At 48.1% G+C, this 15588-nt stretch carries 9 protein-coding genes and 2 tRNA genes; 7 read left to right on the top strand and 4 right to left on the bottom strand.

All coding sequences use genetic code 11. The annotated features are described in order from the left end of the window. Window positions 1-69: 69 nt before the first annotated feature. Window positions 70-141: transfer RNA gene (locus P150_RS0106840), tRNA-Arg, on the bottom strand. Window positions 142-350: 209 nt separating this feature from the next. Between P150_RS0106840 and P150_RS0106835 the strand changes: the two genes are divergently transcribed. The 7 genes from P150_RS0106835 (at window position 351) to P150_RS0106790 (ending at window position 13139) form a co-directional block, all read left to right on the top strand. Beyond that, complete coding sequence (locus tag P150_RS0106835; protein WP_028897033.1) at window positions 351-2864, top strand: TonB-dependent receptor domain-containing protein; 2514 nt, start codon at window positions 351-353, stop codon at window positions 2862-2864. Window positions 2865-3538: 674 nt separating this feature from the next. Continuing rightward, window positions 3539-4870, top strand: a complete 1332-nt coding sequence (gene miaB, locus P150_RS0106825; protein ID WP_028897031.1) for a tRNA (N6-isopentenyl adenosine(37)-C2)-methylthiotransferase MiaB — start codon at window positions 3539-3541, stop codon at window positions 4868-4870. Between the two features lie 234 nt (window positions 4871-5104). Continuing rightward, on the top strand, window positions 5105-6964 hold the full coding sequence (locus tag P150_RS0106820; RefSeq protein ID WP_028897030.1) for an ABC transporter ATP-binding protein: 1860 nt from the start codon (window positions 5105-5107) through the stop codon (window positions 6962-6964). 44 nt (window positions 6965-7008) lie between these two features. Then, complete coding sequence (locus tag P150_RS0106815; protein ID WP_028897029.1) at window positions 7009-8988, top strand: LTA synthase family protein; 1980 nt, start codon at window positions 7009-7011, stop codon at window positions 8986-8988. A gap of 684 nt (window positions 8989-9672) precedes the next feature. Further along, the gene (locus tag P150_RS0106800) at window positions 9673-10143 is read left to right on the top strand and encodes an Lrp/AsnC family transcriptional regulator (RefSeq protein ID WP_028897028.1); all 471 of its coding nucleotides are present in this window, start codon (window positions 9673-9675) and stop codon (window positions 10141-10143) included. 51 nt (window positions 10144-10194) lie between these two features. Further along, window positions 10195-12066, top strand: coding sequence for a membrane dipeptidase (locus P150_RS0106795; protein ID WP_028897027.1), 1872 nt, complete (start codon window positions 10195-10197; stop codon window positions 12064-12066). A 65-nt stretch (window positions 12067-12131) separates the two neighbouring features. Continuing rightward, window positions 12132-13139: a M28 family peptidase gene (locus P150_RS0106790; RefSeq protein WP_028897026.1), complete on the top strand. Its 1008-nt coding sequence runs from the start codon at window positions 12132-12134 to the stop codon at window positions 13137-13139. 554 nt (window positions 13140-13693) lie between these two features. Here the strand turns inward: P150_RS0106790 and P150_RS0106785 are convergent. The 3 genes from P150_RS0106785 to yidD form a co-directional block, all read right to left on the bottom strand. Then, a tRNA-Gln gene (locus P150_RS0106785) sits at window positions 13694-13764 on the bottom strand. Window positions 13765-13957: 193 nt separating this feature from the next. Next, on the bottom strand, window positions 13958-15256 hold the full coding sequence (gene tyrS / locus P150_RS0106780; protein ID WP_028897025.1) for a tyrosine--tRNA ligase: 1299 nt from the start codon (window positions 15254-15256) through the stop codon (window positions 13958-13960). Between the two features lie 68 nt (window positions 15257-15324). Continuing rightward, the gene (gene yidD / locus P150_RS17070) at window positions 15325-15582 is read right to left on the bottom strand and encodes a membrane protein insertion efficiency factor YidD (RefSeq protein ID WP_231477582.1); all 258 of its coding nucleotides are present in this window, start codon (window positions 15580-15582) and stop codon (window positions 15325-15327) included. Window positions 15583-15588 lie beyond the last annotated feature (6 nt).

The raw sequence follows: 15588 nt of genomic DNA, 5'->3' as shown, positions 1-15588 counted from the left end.
AGTTATAGACAAAGTTTTCTCATCTCTCCCCTTGTATAATGGAAGTGTGTGGGAGAGATTTTTGCTTTGTGCTCCGACCGGGAATCGAACCCGGATCAAAGGTTTAGGAAACCTACGTTTTATCCATTAAACTATCAGAGCGTTGTTCATACCACGCAGAATGCCTGTTTCCATAAATACAAACCAGTGCTTCATCGGGAATGAAAAGCGTGTTTGCAGGGTTGAAATCGTTCTATGGCGTGAATTCTGATTGCAAAGATAGTTAAAAAATATCTATCTGCTGACAGAGAATCGTATTTTTTCATTTTACCGTTAAACTTTTTTCGTCTCCCGTTGTCTTAAACTCAGTTATGTATAGGCTAATTTCATTATCGCTGTTTATCGTATTAAATACGGTGATAGCATTCGCACAAGGTTCAGTTAAAGGAAGAGTATTGGACAAGAAAACCAATATGGGTTTGGAATTTATCAATGTGGTGGTCCGGAAAGAGGGCGACACAAAGATTTACAAGGGTTCCATATCGGATATGGAGGGCAATTTCATCGTCGATGGTCTGCCCAATGGTGCTTATACGCTCACTGCGACGTTCCTCGGATATAAGGATTTGGAGAGGAAATTCACGGTCTCCGCTTCCAAACCCGACCATAATTTCATCGCGCTTTATATGACCGAAGACACCAAGGCTTTGGACGAAGTGGTGGTTACGGCACAGAGGTCGGAAATGAAACTCGAGGTGGACAGAAAGACGTTCAACGTGGATCAGCAGATTGCAAACGCAGGCGGGGCAGCATCGGACGTGTTGGAAAACATCCCGAGTGTGGAGGTTGATAACGACGGACAGGTGTCTCTGCGCGGCAACACAAGCGTGGAAGTATGGATAAACGGCAAGGCTTCCGGGCTAACGAGCGACAACCGTGCCGAAATTCTGCAACAGTTGCCTGCCGAAAGCATCGAGAAAATCGAGGTAATCGACAATCCTTCCGCCAAGTTCTCGGCAGAAGGATCGGCCGGTATCATCAATATCGTGCTGAAGAAAAACCGGAAAGCAGGTTATTACGGCAGCGTTCAGGCAGGTGCCGACACACGGGGTGGTGCCAATTCATCGGTCAATGTGAATTATAACAGCTCTCTTATCGATGCGTACGTGAATGTAGGATATCGCCATCGTAAGAACGAGGGTGGTGCGTGGAGCCGTCAGACCTATACAAACTCAAACACTTATCAGAATTATGAATCGGTGAACAGAAGTCAGGGAAACAATCTCTTCACCCGTGCCGGGCTTACTTTGCACGCTACCGACAAGGACGACATTACTCTCGGTGGTATGTTTATGCTCGGTAAGCGCAATACGGACAACAACACACCTTATCATTATGGAAGCATCGGTGCGCCGTTCGACTCGCGCGTGATGTACCGCCACACGATGGGTGGAGGAGAAATGCGGATGATGCACGCAGACTTGGGCTACCGTCATAACTTCAGCGACAAGCATTTCATTGACTTCAACGCCAGTTACGACCGTTGGAAGCCTAACCACGAAGACATTTATCAGGACTCTACGGCTTATTTCGATGCGAACGGCGAGCCTGTTTATTCCTCAACTCCTTCAGCATCGTATCAGTTCCGACCGATGCGCGTGAACAGCCGTTCGATGGAACTGAAACTTGATTACGAAAACCAGATTACCAATGCCTTTAAATTGCAGGCAGGCTACCAAGGAAACTTCTCAAAGGAGAATACACCTCAGGAGAGTTTCGTTGATAACACCAGCTGGTATGGCACGAATCTCGTGGAAGACAAGGACTATTACAACAGATTTATCTATAAAAACAATATCCACGCATTCTATACCACAGCCACTTACAACGCCGGCAAGTTCGGTTTGATGGCAGGTTTGCGCGGAGAATACTGGAAAGTGAACACCGAGAGCTACTCTTGGGCACAGGAACGAGACGCAACGCTGCGCGGCAAACCGTTCAAGAAAGACTATTTTCAGCTCTTCCCGAGCGTGTTTATGAGCTATCAGCTTACCGACAACGACCAGTTGCAGCTCAACTATACGCGCCGTCTGCGCCGTCCTTGGGGTGGTCAGCTCAATTCTTTCCGTAACACGAGCGACGCAACGGTTATTTCATACGGTAATCCCGAGCTTACTCCGGAGTACAGCAACTCGTTCTCTCTGAATTATCTCCGCACGTGGACGCAGCATTCGCTGCTCGTATCGGCATACTATCGCCCAACTTCCGACGTGATGGAGCGCATTACGTATCGCAGTTCGGCTGATGGATTGATGTACCAGACTAATTTCAACGTGGCAAAGAGCACATCGACAGGTCTTGAGCTCACGGCAAAGAACAAGCTCTTTCGTATTCTCGACCTCAGTTCATCGGCCAATTTCTATTATTACAAGCTCGACGGCTTCAGTTTCGATATAGACGGACAGACCATTACCGGCGCAGGCAACAGCAATTTCACTTGGAATGCACGTGTTCAGGCGAGCCTGATGCTTCCTTACGACATTTCCGTTCAGGCAACGGGCAATTTCCGCAGTCGTCAGACCATCACGCAGGGCTACCGAAAGTCCAACGGCAGTATCGATCTCGGACTCCGAAAGAGTTTCCTTAACCGTACGCTTGTATTGTCAGTAAACTGTCGTGACCTGCTCAACAGCCGTCGCTGGAAGACCTATACAAGCAGCGATTCCTTTACCCGGCAGCAGGAAAGCTGGCGTTCAGGCCGTCATGTGCGCATCACGCTCACGTGGAACTTCGGCAATATGAAAAAGAAAAGAGACCGCGACCGTGGCAATGATCAGGAAGAGGATTACGGAATGGACTCCTACAATGGCGGAGGAGAAATGTAATACCATATCTGGCAATCTATGCACGCAGCATATAAGATAAATAAGTGCAGCTATGAAGTCTTTTCGTAGCTGCACTTTCATTTCTGGTGTGAAGAGCTTCCGTGCGATGAATGATGGTAAACTGGAATATTTTTTCTTATCACTTAATATTTGGCAACTGTCAGGCTTAATTATCTGGCAGTTGTTTTTTATTTATTCCAAATGGGAAATTAAGATTAAAAGGATAGAAAGCACAGCGCGAGACAGGCTCGATAAATATGTCGAATCTTGTAAAACATTTTCAGACGGAAATACTATCGGAAAATGTTTGTCGCATACTTGTTCTGTAATCTTCGGACAACTGCAAATCGTGTCTGTTATGAATGCAAAAGAGGAGTGGTTTTTCTGTTGAGTCGATACAGCCATTCTACGGAGCGAATGAGCGAAAAACAGGCGACGGAGAAAACGCACAGGCAATGCCAATTCAGCCGAAGGGATAGATAACTGCTTTTTATAGAAACATTTGTGAGTGTGCAAACAAATTCTTACCTTTGCACATCAACTTCGGATAGGGGTAAAAAGTGATGGGGAAGGACGAGCCGTGGCATTTCCGACAAGGCTGTATCGGAAGCCGAGAAAGAAGCTCATCCCTTGTTGAACCACCCCCTTGACAACTGAAATAAAATAAAACATTGATGAAGAAACTCTTTATAGAGACATACGGCTGCCAGATGAACGTGGCAGACTCGGAAGTGGTTGCTTCCGTTATGGGAATGGCAGGATACGAAGTGTGTGAGAAAGAGGAAGAGGCTGACGCTATTTTCCTGAACACCTGTTCTATCCGCGAGAATGCAGAAAACAAGATTTACAACAGGCTTGAAACGCTTTATGCCGAGAAAAAGAAGGGCAGAAACCTCATTCTCGGCGTGCTCGGCTGTATGGCGGAGCGTGTTCGCAAGGATTTGATAGACAATCATTACGCCAATCTTGTGTGTGGACCGGACTCGTATCTCAATCTGCCCGAGATGATAGCACGCTGCGAGAACGGGCACAATGCGATGGATGTGGACCTGTCTACCACCGAAACCTATCGCGATGTAGTGCCCCAGCGCATCGGCGGCAACCGTGTTTCGGGATTCGTGAGCATTATGCGCGGCTGCAACAACTTCTGTCATTACTGCATCGTGCCGTTCACGCGTGGCCGTGAGCGTTCGCGCGACGTTGAAAGCATTCTCCGTGAGGTAAAGGATTTGCACGACAAGGGTTTTAAGGAAGTTACATTGTTGGGTCAGAACGTAAATTCCTACGGACTTCTGCCGAACGGCAAGCGTCCTGAAAACGGAACTTCGTTTGCCGAACTTCTCCGAAAGGTGGCGCAGAGCGTACCCGATATGCGTGTGCGCTTCTCCACTTCCAATCCCGAGGATATGACGGAGGATATTCTCCACGCAGTAGCCGAGGAGCCGAACCTCTGCAATCATATCCATTTCCCCGCACAGAGCGGCAGCAACAAGGTACTGAAGCTGATGAACAGGAAGTACACCCGTGAGGATTATCTCGAGAAAGTGGCTGCCATCCGTAGGATTATTCCGAACTGCGGACTGACCACTGACATCTTCGTGGGCTATCACGATGAAACCTTGGAAGATCAGGAAATGACGCTTTCATTGGTTCGTGAGTGTGGGTTCGACTCTGCCTTTATGTTCAAGTATTCGGAGCGTCCGGGCACTTATGCGGCGAAGCATCTGCCCGACAATGTTTCCGAGGAAGAGAAAATCCGTCGTCTGAACGAATTAATCAAGTTGCAGACCGAGATTTCAGCCGAACAGAACAGGAAGGATGAGGGAAAGGAGTTCGACATTCTCCTTGAACGCTTCAGCAAACGCAGCCGTGAACAGCTGATGGGACGCACCGAACAGAACAAGGCCGTCATCATTCCGCGCGGCAAGCATCATATCGGCGAGACCGTGCGTGTGAGAATCACGGGTTCAAGCTCGGCCACATTGATAGGCGAGGAAGTGATATAGTTCAGGATTTACGGAGTAATATGCTCGTAAACTCGTCAGCTCGTTCCCTTGCAGCCTGTAAAATAGAGCCGGATCCGACTCAGGATGAGTATAAAAAACTGGAAAACTCTTTGCAGTTTCAGTATTAATTACTTATATTTGCAACATATATATCCAGTCAATATCGTGCTTTGTCAGTGGAATTTTACTGAAATCGGACATTTGGAATAGTGAACTGGGACAACCGATAACAGAATGAAGGAATTTATCCAAGTATTGCGCAGATTTGTTCCGCCTTACAAGAAGTATCTTGTTATGGCGGTAGTCTTCAACATTCTGTCGGCGTTGTTGAACATCTTTTCTTTTATGACGCTCATTCCGATGCTTCAGATTCTCTTCAAAGTGGATTCTGGGTCAAGCGCAACGCACGCAATGTCGTGGAGTGAAGGCTCGTTGAAGGAAGTATTGTCAAATAATGCCGATTACTACACGCAGATAATCATTACCGACTGGGGCCCAACCAACACGCTGTTGATTATCGGTCTGGCTCTGGCATTTATGACCTTCCTCAAGACCGGAGCCTATTTCCTTTCCTCGGCTTCGGTTATCCCTATCCGTACAGGCGTTGTGCGCGACATACGCAATCAGCTTTATCAGAAGATTACAAAGCTTTCTCTGGGTTTCTTCAGCGAAGAGCGCAAGGGAGACATCATCGCACGAATGAGCGGCGACGTGCAGGAAATCGACAATTCCATTATGGCTTCCTTGGATATGCTGTTCAAGAACCCGATACTTATCCTGTTCTATTTCGTTACTTTGCTGTTGGTTTCTTGGCAGCTCACGCTCTTCACGCTCATCTTCGTGCCGTTCTTCGGATGGTTTATGGGCAAGGTCGGGCGCAAACTGAAGCAGAACAGTGTTACGGCGCAGGCTCTGTGGAGCGACACAATGAGTCAGGTTGAGGAGACATTGGGCGGACTTCGCATCATCAAAGCCTTTTGTGCGGAAGGCAAAATGAAGGAGCGTTTCGATAAAGTGAACACGGCTTACCGAAACGATATAATGAAAGTGAACATCCGTCAGCAGCTCGCTCATCCTATGAGTGAGTTTCTCGGAACGCTGATGATTATCGTTGTGTTGTGGTTTGGAGGCACTTTGGTGTTGGGAGAATACCCCGTTATCAGCGGACCTACGTTTATTTACTATCTCGTAATCCTTTACAGCATCCTTAATCCTCTGAAGGAGTTTTCAAAAGCAGGCTACAATATCCCGAAAGGTATGGCTTCGATGGAGCGTGTGGACAAGATATTGAAGGCCGAGATTGAGATAAAGGACCCTGAAACGCCTCATCCTGTCAGCGTATTCGAGCACAAAATAGAATTCCGCAACGTAAGTTTTGCCTACACGGAAGACAAGAATGAGAGCGGAGAAACGGTAAAACATTGGGTTTTGCGTGACATCAACCTCGTAATTCCCAAAGGAAAGACCATCGCTTTGGTGGGACAGAGCGGCAGCGGAAAGTCTACTTTGCTCGATCTTATCCCACGTTACTACGACGTTCAAGAGGGAGAAGTGCTCATTGACGGCATCAACGTGAAGGATTTGGGCGTACACGATTTGCGGCAGTTGATAGGAAACGTGAATCAGGAGGCTATTCTGTTCAACGATACTTTCAAAAACAACATCACGTTTGGCGTGAATGCCGACGACAAAGCCATTGAAGAGGCTGCAAGAATAGCCAATGCGCACGAGTTCATAATGCAGAACGAGAAGGGTTACGACACGAATATCGGCGACCGGGGCGGCCGTTTGTCGGGCGGACAGCGACAGCGCGTGAGCATTGCCCGTGCCATTCTGAAGAATCCTCCGATACTCATACTCGATGAGGCTACGTCTGCACTGGATACGGAGAGCGAACGCCTCGTACAGGACGCTCTTTACAAGCTGATGAAGACGCGGACGACCATCGCCGTGGCTCACAGGCTTTCCACCATCAAGAACTCTGATGAAATCTGCGTGCTGCACGAAGGACGGATTGTCGAGCGCGGCACGCACGAAGAACTGATGCAGATGGACGGTTACTACAAGAAGCTGCACGATATGCAGGAAATATAGTCTTGTTTGCTAAATTAATATTCACGAAAAGACCTATGAAAATGATGAGATTTTCTGATAGAAAGAATATTTTCAACGTATCACTGAAGCCAGTATCAGCATTGATTATCAATCTGATACTGGCTTATTTTGTTTATTTTATCGCCCGACTGGCCTATCTGTTTGAGAATTACAGTGCCTTTTCGGAGGGACTTTCGTTCGCACATCTGCTGCGGATGTTCGGTGGAGGACTGAAGTTCGACACCACAGCCATCGTTTACAGCAATGCGCTTTACATTCTCCTGATGCTCCTGCCGTTATGGATGAAGGAAACAAAGGCGTATCATAAGGTTTGCCGATGGATTTTCGTTGTGGCAAACAGCCTTTGCCTCGCCTTGAATCTCGCCGATTCGGTTTATTTCCCCTTCACTTTGCGACGCACCACGACGAGCGTTTTCCGTGAATTTGGCAATGAAAACAACATTGCAGGCATCATCGGAACCGAATTTCTGAACCATTGGTATCTCGTTCTTCTCTTCATTGTCCTCACGTGGGCGATGTATAAGCTCTACAAGATGCCTAAGACAACGCTCTTCGACTTCAATACCGCACGCCGTCGGTGGCAGTTTGCCGGCATCAACTTCGCAGCCTTGGCACTCGCAGTAGTCTTCTGCGTGGGCGGAGCACGTGGTGGATTGCAGAGTGGCGTGCGTCCGATCACTATCAACAATGCCAATGAATACGTAAACCGACCCGTGGAGTGCGCCCTCGTACTCAACACTCCCTTTGCCCTGATGCGAACCATCGGAAAGAGCGTGTTCAAAGTGCCCGATTACTATTCGTCAATAGAAGAATCGGCAAAAGTTTTCAATCCTATAAAACAGCCCTTGGCAGGCTCTGTCCCCAACAAGAAGAACATAGTAATCCTCATCGTCGAGAGCTTCGGACGCGAATACATCGGTGCGTTCAACAGGCAGTTGGAAGGAGGAAAATACAAAGGCTATACGCCCAACGTGGACAAGCTCATCGCGAAGAGCTGCGTATTTGAATATTCCTATGCCAACGGACACAAGAGTATAGACGGTATGCCGTCCGTGCTTTCCAGTATTCCGATGTTCATAGAGCCTTTTGTGCTCACGCCGTCGTCGATGAACGAATACACGGGAATACCCGGCTATCTCGCCCGATGGGGCTATCAGACGGCCTTTTTCCACGGTGCCAACCGAGGCTCGATGGGGTTTCTGGCTTTCGCCAACAAGATAGGTTTCCGAGATTATTACGGCAGACAGGATTACAGTGCCGACAAGCGTTTCGGAGGCGACAAGGATTTCGACGGCAACTGGGGCATCTGGGACGAGCCTTTCCTGCAATACTACTGCACGAAGATGGGCGAAATGAAGCAGCCTTTTATGACAGCCGTCTTCACGGTGTCGAGCCATCATCCCTTTGTTGTGCCCGAACAGTACAAGGATACTTACAAAGGCGGCAGCCTTCCTATTCATAAATGCATCCAGTACACGGATATGGCAATCGGAAAGTTCTTTGAATCGGCGGCAAAGCAGCCGTGGTTCAAGAACACAGTGTTCTTCCTTGTGAGCGACCATACGAACCAGAGCAGCCACCAGCAGTACAAAACCGACATAGGAGAGTTTTCGGCACCCTTCATTATCTATGATCCTTCGGGGCAGATACAGCCCGGAATGCGCAAGGGCATCGCACAGCAGATAGACATTCTCCCCACGGTAATGGGCATCCTCGGCTACGACAAGCCGTATCTCTCCTTCGGTTGCGACCTGCTTCGCACACAGGCACAGGACACTTACGCCCTCAACTACATCAACGGCGTCTATCAATACACCAAGAACGGCTACACATTGCAGTTCGACGGCACCAAGGTTACGGGCATCTACAAGCTCTCCGACCTGCTGATGGAGCATAATCTTGTGGACAAAGTGCCTGAACAGGCGCAGATGGAAAAGGAAATCAAGGCGATTATTCATCAGTATATGTACAGAATGGTAAACGACAAGCTCGAGGCAAAGTAGGTTTCAGGGGGCATTTCCCCTGTTCCCTTGTCTCCCTGTTGGCTTGTCTCCTTGCCCACTTATTCCCTCGGCGGCAGCCTTTTTGTCTGAATAATATTTACAAAAGGCTCTCCATAATTCGATTATTTCGGAAAGAATATTTTTATTTTTCAAATACGGCCGTAATTCTTGTGCAAGTATAAATGTTTATATATCAGCAGGATATACTTATTTTGCTGATATATGTGCATAAAAGAACAGCGAGTTGATTCCCGAATAGGACAATTAATCCGAAATAACAACCTTTTCTTCGTGCTGCTTGTCGCAGATTTCTCTTGCATTGCTGCGAAAAGCGATTTGCAATCTTCGCAGAAACGCAATGCAATCTTCGCACACCTGCATTTCACGCTTCGCACACTTGCACCGAAAAGCTCCGAAAACTGCGTGCCAATCGTCCAATTATGCGCCTGTGATTTCTAAATTGAAGAAAAAAAATGTGCGTTTTTTGGTAAACGAATTTTACAAAACTGAATCGCTTCCGGGCATAGAAAACAATGCCGTAGAGCAATTTTTAAACAAAATGCACCCAATGGACACTTTTTTTATGCCCAATAGTTGCTTATTTCATTTATAATGCCTAATTTTGCTTTCACATTGTAAACAAATAACTAACTTGCCTCTAAGCAAGACAAAACCTAATTATAAATGGATAAGATAGATAAATTAGACAAGAAGATACTTGGTATTCTGTCGCAGAACGCCCGTATTCCTTTCAAGGATGTTGCTGCCGAGTGTGGCGTATCGCGCGCCGCCATTCATCAGCGCGTGCAGCATCTCATCGAAAACGGCGTAATCACAGGCAGCGGCTTCGACGTTAATCCCAAGAGTCTGGGTTATACCACTTGCACCTACGTTGGCTTGAACCTCGAGCGAGGCTCTATGTACAAGGACGTGGTGGAGAAACTGAACATCATACCCGAAATAATCGAATGCCATTTCACAACAGGTCCTTACACGATGCTCGTGAAGCTATATGCAAAGGATAACGAACAACTCTACGACCTGCTCAACAACAAACTGCAAACTATTCCCGGAGTGGTGTCCACGGAGACGCTCATTTCGCTCGAACAGAGCATAAAGCGTGAGATTCCTATCGTTTCAAACGTGGAGAAATAACCGGCGATGGAGAGTGGATGAGTTGGCAAGTCTGCTCAAAAACAATAGAAAATGACATACGATTTACAGTCGCATCTGAACGAAATCTATGCGACCTATCCCGAAGGCAACCGACAGCCGGTTATCGGTATCACGACGAACTTCTCCGAACAGGACGCTACGCTGCGCGAAGTTTACTACAAGCAGGTGGTGGCTGCCGGTGGAACGCCCGTGCTTATTCCACCGGTGGCAGACAAAGACGTTATTGTCAATACGCTCGAACACTTGGACGGACTCATTCTTACAGGTGGAGCCGACTTCAATCCGCTTTGGGCCGGCGAAGAGCCGCTGAAGAATCTGCACGGCATCAATTCAAAGCGCGACCTTCCCGAGCTGCTCATCACGCAACTGGCGTTCAATCGGCAGATTCCTATGCTCGGTATCTGCCGCGGTATGCAGACGCTGGCAATGGCTTTGAAGGGGAAGGTGCAGCAGGATATCTATCAGGAGGAATATATCAAGGTGGAAGAAACCATCGAGAAGAAACTCTCCAAGGCGAAGAGCGTTACCTCTTTTCACGCAGCATCCATTAAGCATTCGCAGGATGCACCCTTCAATGAGCCTACGCACAGCGTCAGCATCGTGCCAAATTCCATTCTGAGGAATATCTATAAGGCTGAAAAAATCTACGTAAACTCCTTCCATCATCAGGCAGTAAGCGAACCGGGCAGGCATTTCCGCGTTACGGCTACTGCTCCCGATGGAGTTATCGAGGCGATGGAAAGCTCCGAATACAAGCCGATAATGGGTGTGCAGTGGCATCCCGAATGGATGGAGGAAGAGGGACAGAAGCTCTTCAGGTGGCTCGTGGTGCAGGCAGGCAATTTCAGCATTGCCAAGAAGCTGCACCAGCGCATACTCACGCTCGACACGCATTGCGACACTCCGATGTTTTTCCCGCAAGGTGTGGATTTCGGCAAGCGTGATTCGCGCATCCTTTACGACCTCCACAAGATGGCAGAAGGCCGTCAGGACGCCGTAACGATGGCTGCCTATCTGCCCCAGCCCCGTATCGGCGAATCCTTCTCTTCTAAAATCGACGTGGAAGGATTGAAGAAATTCAATCCCGAACTCGCCGAAGTGCTCGACAATCTTACGCCGGCGAGCTACACCAATCTTATTTTCGACAAGATTGAACAGATTGTCAGAGACAACAGCCGCTATCTCAGCATCGCGCGCACGCCCAACGACCTCTACGAAGACAAGCGGAAGGGTCGCCGAAGCATAATGTTTGCCATCGAGAACGGCCTTGCGCTCGAGCACCGACTGGAAAACGTGAAGCATTTTGCGCAGCGTGGCGTTACCTATATCACGCTTTGCCACAACGGCGACAATGATATTTGCGACTCTGCTCGCGGAAGCAGTCTGCACGGAGGTGTCAGCAAGTTCGGCATCGAAGTGATTCAGGAGATGAACCGTAACGGCATTATGGTGGACTTGAGCCACGGAGGGGAGAAGAGTTTCTATGATGCGCTCGAAATCAGCTCACAACCGATTGTGTGCAGTCATTCCAACAGCAAGGCACTCTGCGATGTTCCCCGCAATCTTACCGACGATCAGATGCGCGCATTGGCGAAGAAAGGTGGCGTAGCCCACATTACGCTCTATCAGGGATTCCTTGCAAAGGGACGCGAAGCCACTATCATCGATGCCCTTTCGCATCTCGAACACGCCATCAATGTGATGGGAATCGACCACGTTGGCGTGGGAACTGATTTCGACGGAGACGGTACTGTGCGAGGAATGGCAGATGCGAGCGAGATGATCAACTTCACGCTGCATCTCCTCCGTCGCAAGTACAATGAACGGGACATCGAGAAAATATGGGGAGGAAACTGGTTGCGCGTGATGGCGCAGGTACAGGCGGCTGCCAGAAAAAAGTAAAAAGGCACGCAATGGTCTGAGCCTTGTCCTCCACAGTCCTTTCAATGAAAGCAAACAAACACAATATGAAAGCAAAATTTCTTTTAAATCTTACAGCACTCATCGCGCTGACGGTTTTTGCATCCGGCTGCAATGGGCAGAAGAATAATACAACTGCAACGGAAACAACCACCGAGGCAGAACCCGTAGGACCTAAGTTCAACCCCGATTCAGCCTATGCCTATACGGCTGCGCAGTGCGAATTTGGGCCACGCACGATGAATTCCGACGCACACGAGAAGTGTGGGGAATGGATTATCGGCAAGTTCAAGCAATATGGCTGCGAAGTGCAGACGCAGAAAGCCGACCTGAAAGGCTACGACGGCACAATACTGAAGTCTACAAACATTATTGCGAGCACCAATCCGTCGGCTCAGCGTCGCATAATGCTCTGTGCACACTGGGACAGTCGTCCGTGGGCAGACAATGATCCGGACTCCGCTAACCACAAGAAACCCGTAATGGCAGCCAACGACGGTGCGTCGGGCGTGGCTGTGATGATTGAGATTGCACGCCTTTTACAAGCAGACTCTACGCTGAACATCGGTGTTGATTTTGTTTGCTTCGATGCCGAGGACTGGGGTGTACCTACTTGGGAAACCAATGTTCAGGATTCGGGCGACAGTTGGGCGTTGGGCTCTGCCTATTTCTCGAAGAATCTGCCTGCCGGCTTCAATCCCGAGTTCGGCATTCTTCTCGATATGGTGGGTGGCGAAGGCGCAAACTTTTATAAGGAGGGGCTTTCCAACAGATATGCACCCGATATTGTGGACAGGGTTTGGGCTGCATCTAAGGCTGCCGGATACGGAAGCTATTTCCCAGATCAGGAAGGAGGAATGGTAACCGACGACCACTATCCCCTGAATGAGAATGCAAAGATCAAGACTATTGATATCATTCCTTATTATCCGGGCTACGGAGGTTCTTCATTCGGCCCGACTTGGCACACCATTAACGACACGATGGAGCACATCGACAGGAATACGCTTCAGGCCGTAGGCCAGACTGTGATTCAAGTATTGTACACATTGTAGGAAACCCACATCCTCAAGCCTTTCAAGCTCCGGTCTTATGGCTGTCGGGCAAACGAAAGCTATCCGAGGAAGAAATGTATATAAACTGCTGAAGCCTCCTTTGCAAAGGTGCAAAGGAGGCTTCAGCGTTTATCAAATGACCTGAATTTCCCGAACGATTTCCTGACTTTTTGCTGAAAACAATAATGAGGAAATTATGAGAGAAATATTAATTTTGAGCGCATTGCAATTCAGATTAGGCATACTTTCCCAAACTTCAAACGACTTCCTTTTCAAGTATAGTGATGTTTTGTAAGTAGTTGAAAACCAATGGATAAAAAGTGGGTTTCCATTTTTGCGAAGAATAGGAATACATAAATTTATCCAATGATTTTCAATAGTTTAAAAGACATTATATATTTGCGAAACTACCTAAATTCATTCCACTTTTATTGAGAACTTACCAGACAGATATTATGCTGCCATAACTTTACTTTGATATATTTTTATCGGAAAAGAGGAACAGGAATAAAACAAAACAGGGAACAAACCAAACGGCTTATTCCCTATTTCTGTTGTCCCAGGCGGACTCGAACCACCACTGACAGAACCAAAAACTGTAGTGCTACCATTACACCATAGGACAATTGCGCTGCAAAGATAGTGCTTTTTGGGTGTTTTACCAAATTTTTAATGTATATTTTAGCAAAATGTTAGTTTGCATACGCTGCGTTTTCATCACTCCCTATTGCGAAACCCATACGCTGCAAAAGCAAGAAGCCGGCTTTCCTTATTGCAGAAAGCCGACTCCTTGAATGTCAGGTTATGAACCGTTTTCTTTACTTCACGGTAACGAGGAAGTAGTTCTTCTTGCCCTTCTGAACGAGAAGATACTTGCCGGCGATGAGGTCTTCGGATGTGATTACCTGATCGAAAGCAGCGAGCTTCTCCTTGTTGAGCGACACGCCACCGCCCTTTACGAGCTTGCGCATCTCGCTCTTGCTTGGGAAAATCTGCATACCTTCCTGATTGAACAACTCTACTGCCGGCTGACCGATAAGTTCCTTAGACACTTCGTAGTGAGGCACGTCCTTGAAAACATCGTTGAATGTCTGCTCGTCAAGCTCGAGAAGGTTTTCCTTCGTAGCTTTTCCGAAGAGGATGTTTGAGGCAGCAATGGCCATATCGAGGTCTTCCTGAGAGTGAACCATACGAGTAACTTCCTCTGCCAGACGACGCTGAAGGATACGGCGTGCAGGGTCTACATTGTGTTCGGCAATGAGACTGTCGATGGTTTCCTTATCCAGAGACGTGAAAATCTTGATATACTTTTCAGCATCGGCATCGCTTACGTTCAGCCAGAACTGATAGAACACGTAAGGAGTAGTGCGGTTGCGGTCCAGCCAAATGTTTCCACCCTCCGTCTTGCCGAACTTCGTGCCGTCGGCCTTTGTTATCAATGGGCAAGTGAGGCAATATGAGTCAGCCTCGTTGCCGAGTGTGCGGCGGATAAGCTCGGTACCGGTGGTCATATTACCCCACTGGTCGTTGCCGCCCAACTGCAACTTCACGCCGTACTTCTCATACTGGTAAAGGAAATCGTAGCCTTGGAGCAACTGATATGTGAACTCCGTGAATGAAAGACCGTCGCGGGATTCGCCACTGAGACGCTTCTTCACGCTGTCCTTCGCCATCATATAATTAACGGTAATGTGCTTGCCTACGACACGGGCAAATTCAAGGAACGAAAAGTCCTTCATCCAGTCGTAATTGTTCACCAGTTCGGCTTTATTTTCCCCTGTACCTTCAAAGTCGAGGAACTTGCTCACCTGCTTCTTGATGGCTTCCTGATTGTGATAAAGCGTGTCGGCATCGAGGAGATTGCGCTCCTGACTCTTGCCGGAAGGGTCGCCGATCATACCCGTAGCTCCACCAACAAGGAGATAAGGCTTGTGTCCACACTGCTGGAAATGGCGCAACATCATAATACCGCAAAGGTGTCCGATGTGCAGTGAATCGGCTGTCGGGTCGGTACCGAGGTAAGCCGATGCCATACCTTTCATAAGAAATTCTTCCGTACCCGGCATTATCTGCGCTACCATACCGCGCCAACGAAGTTCTTCAACAAAGTTTTTCATCATTGAATGATTTTTAAGCCACAACGGGCTAATTACTATTTAATAGTGAGGGGCGTCTTTCGGACAACTTACGGAACGGGATCGTACCCACTTCCACCCCAAGGATTGCATCTCAATATCCGCCAGACGGCCAGTGCCAGTCCCTTGATCGGGCCGTGTTTCTTCAAAGCCTGCCGGGCATACTCGGAGCAGGTGGGTGTGAAACGGCACGAAGGCGGCGTAAAGGGAGTTATGAATCGCTGATAAAAGAGTATCGGCAAGAGAAGTAACCAAGTAAATAGGCTTGAAACAAAGCGAAGTATTCTATGTATCCACATCTTCTTCATCCTCTT

Source organism: Prevotella sp. HUN102 (genome assembly GCF_000688375.1).
GTDB lineage: Bacteria > Bacteroidota > Bacteroidia > Bacteroidales > Bacteroidaceae > Prevotella.
The sequence above is the reverse complement of the archived record's forward strand: the minus strand, read 5'-3'. Positions and strand labels throughout refer to the sequence as shown.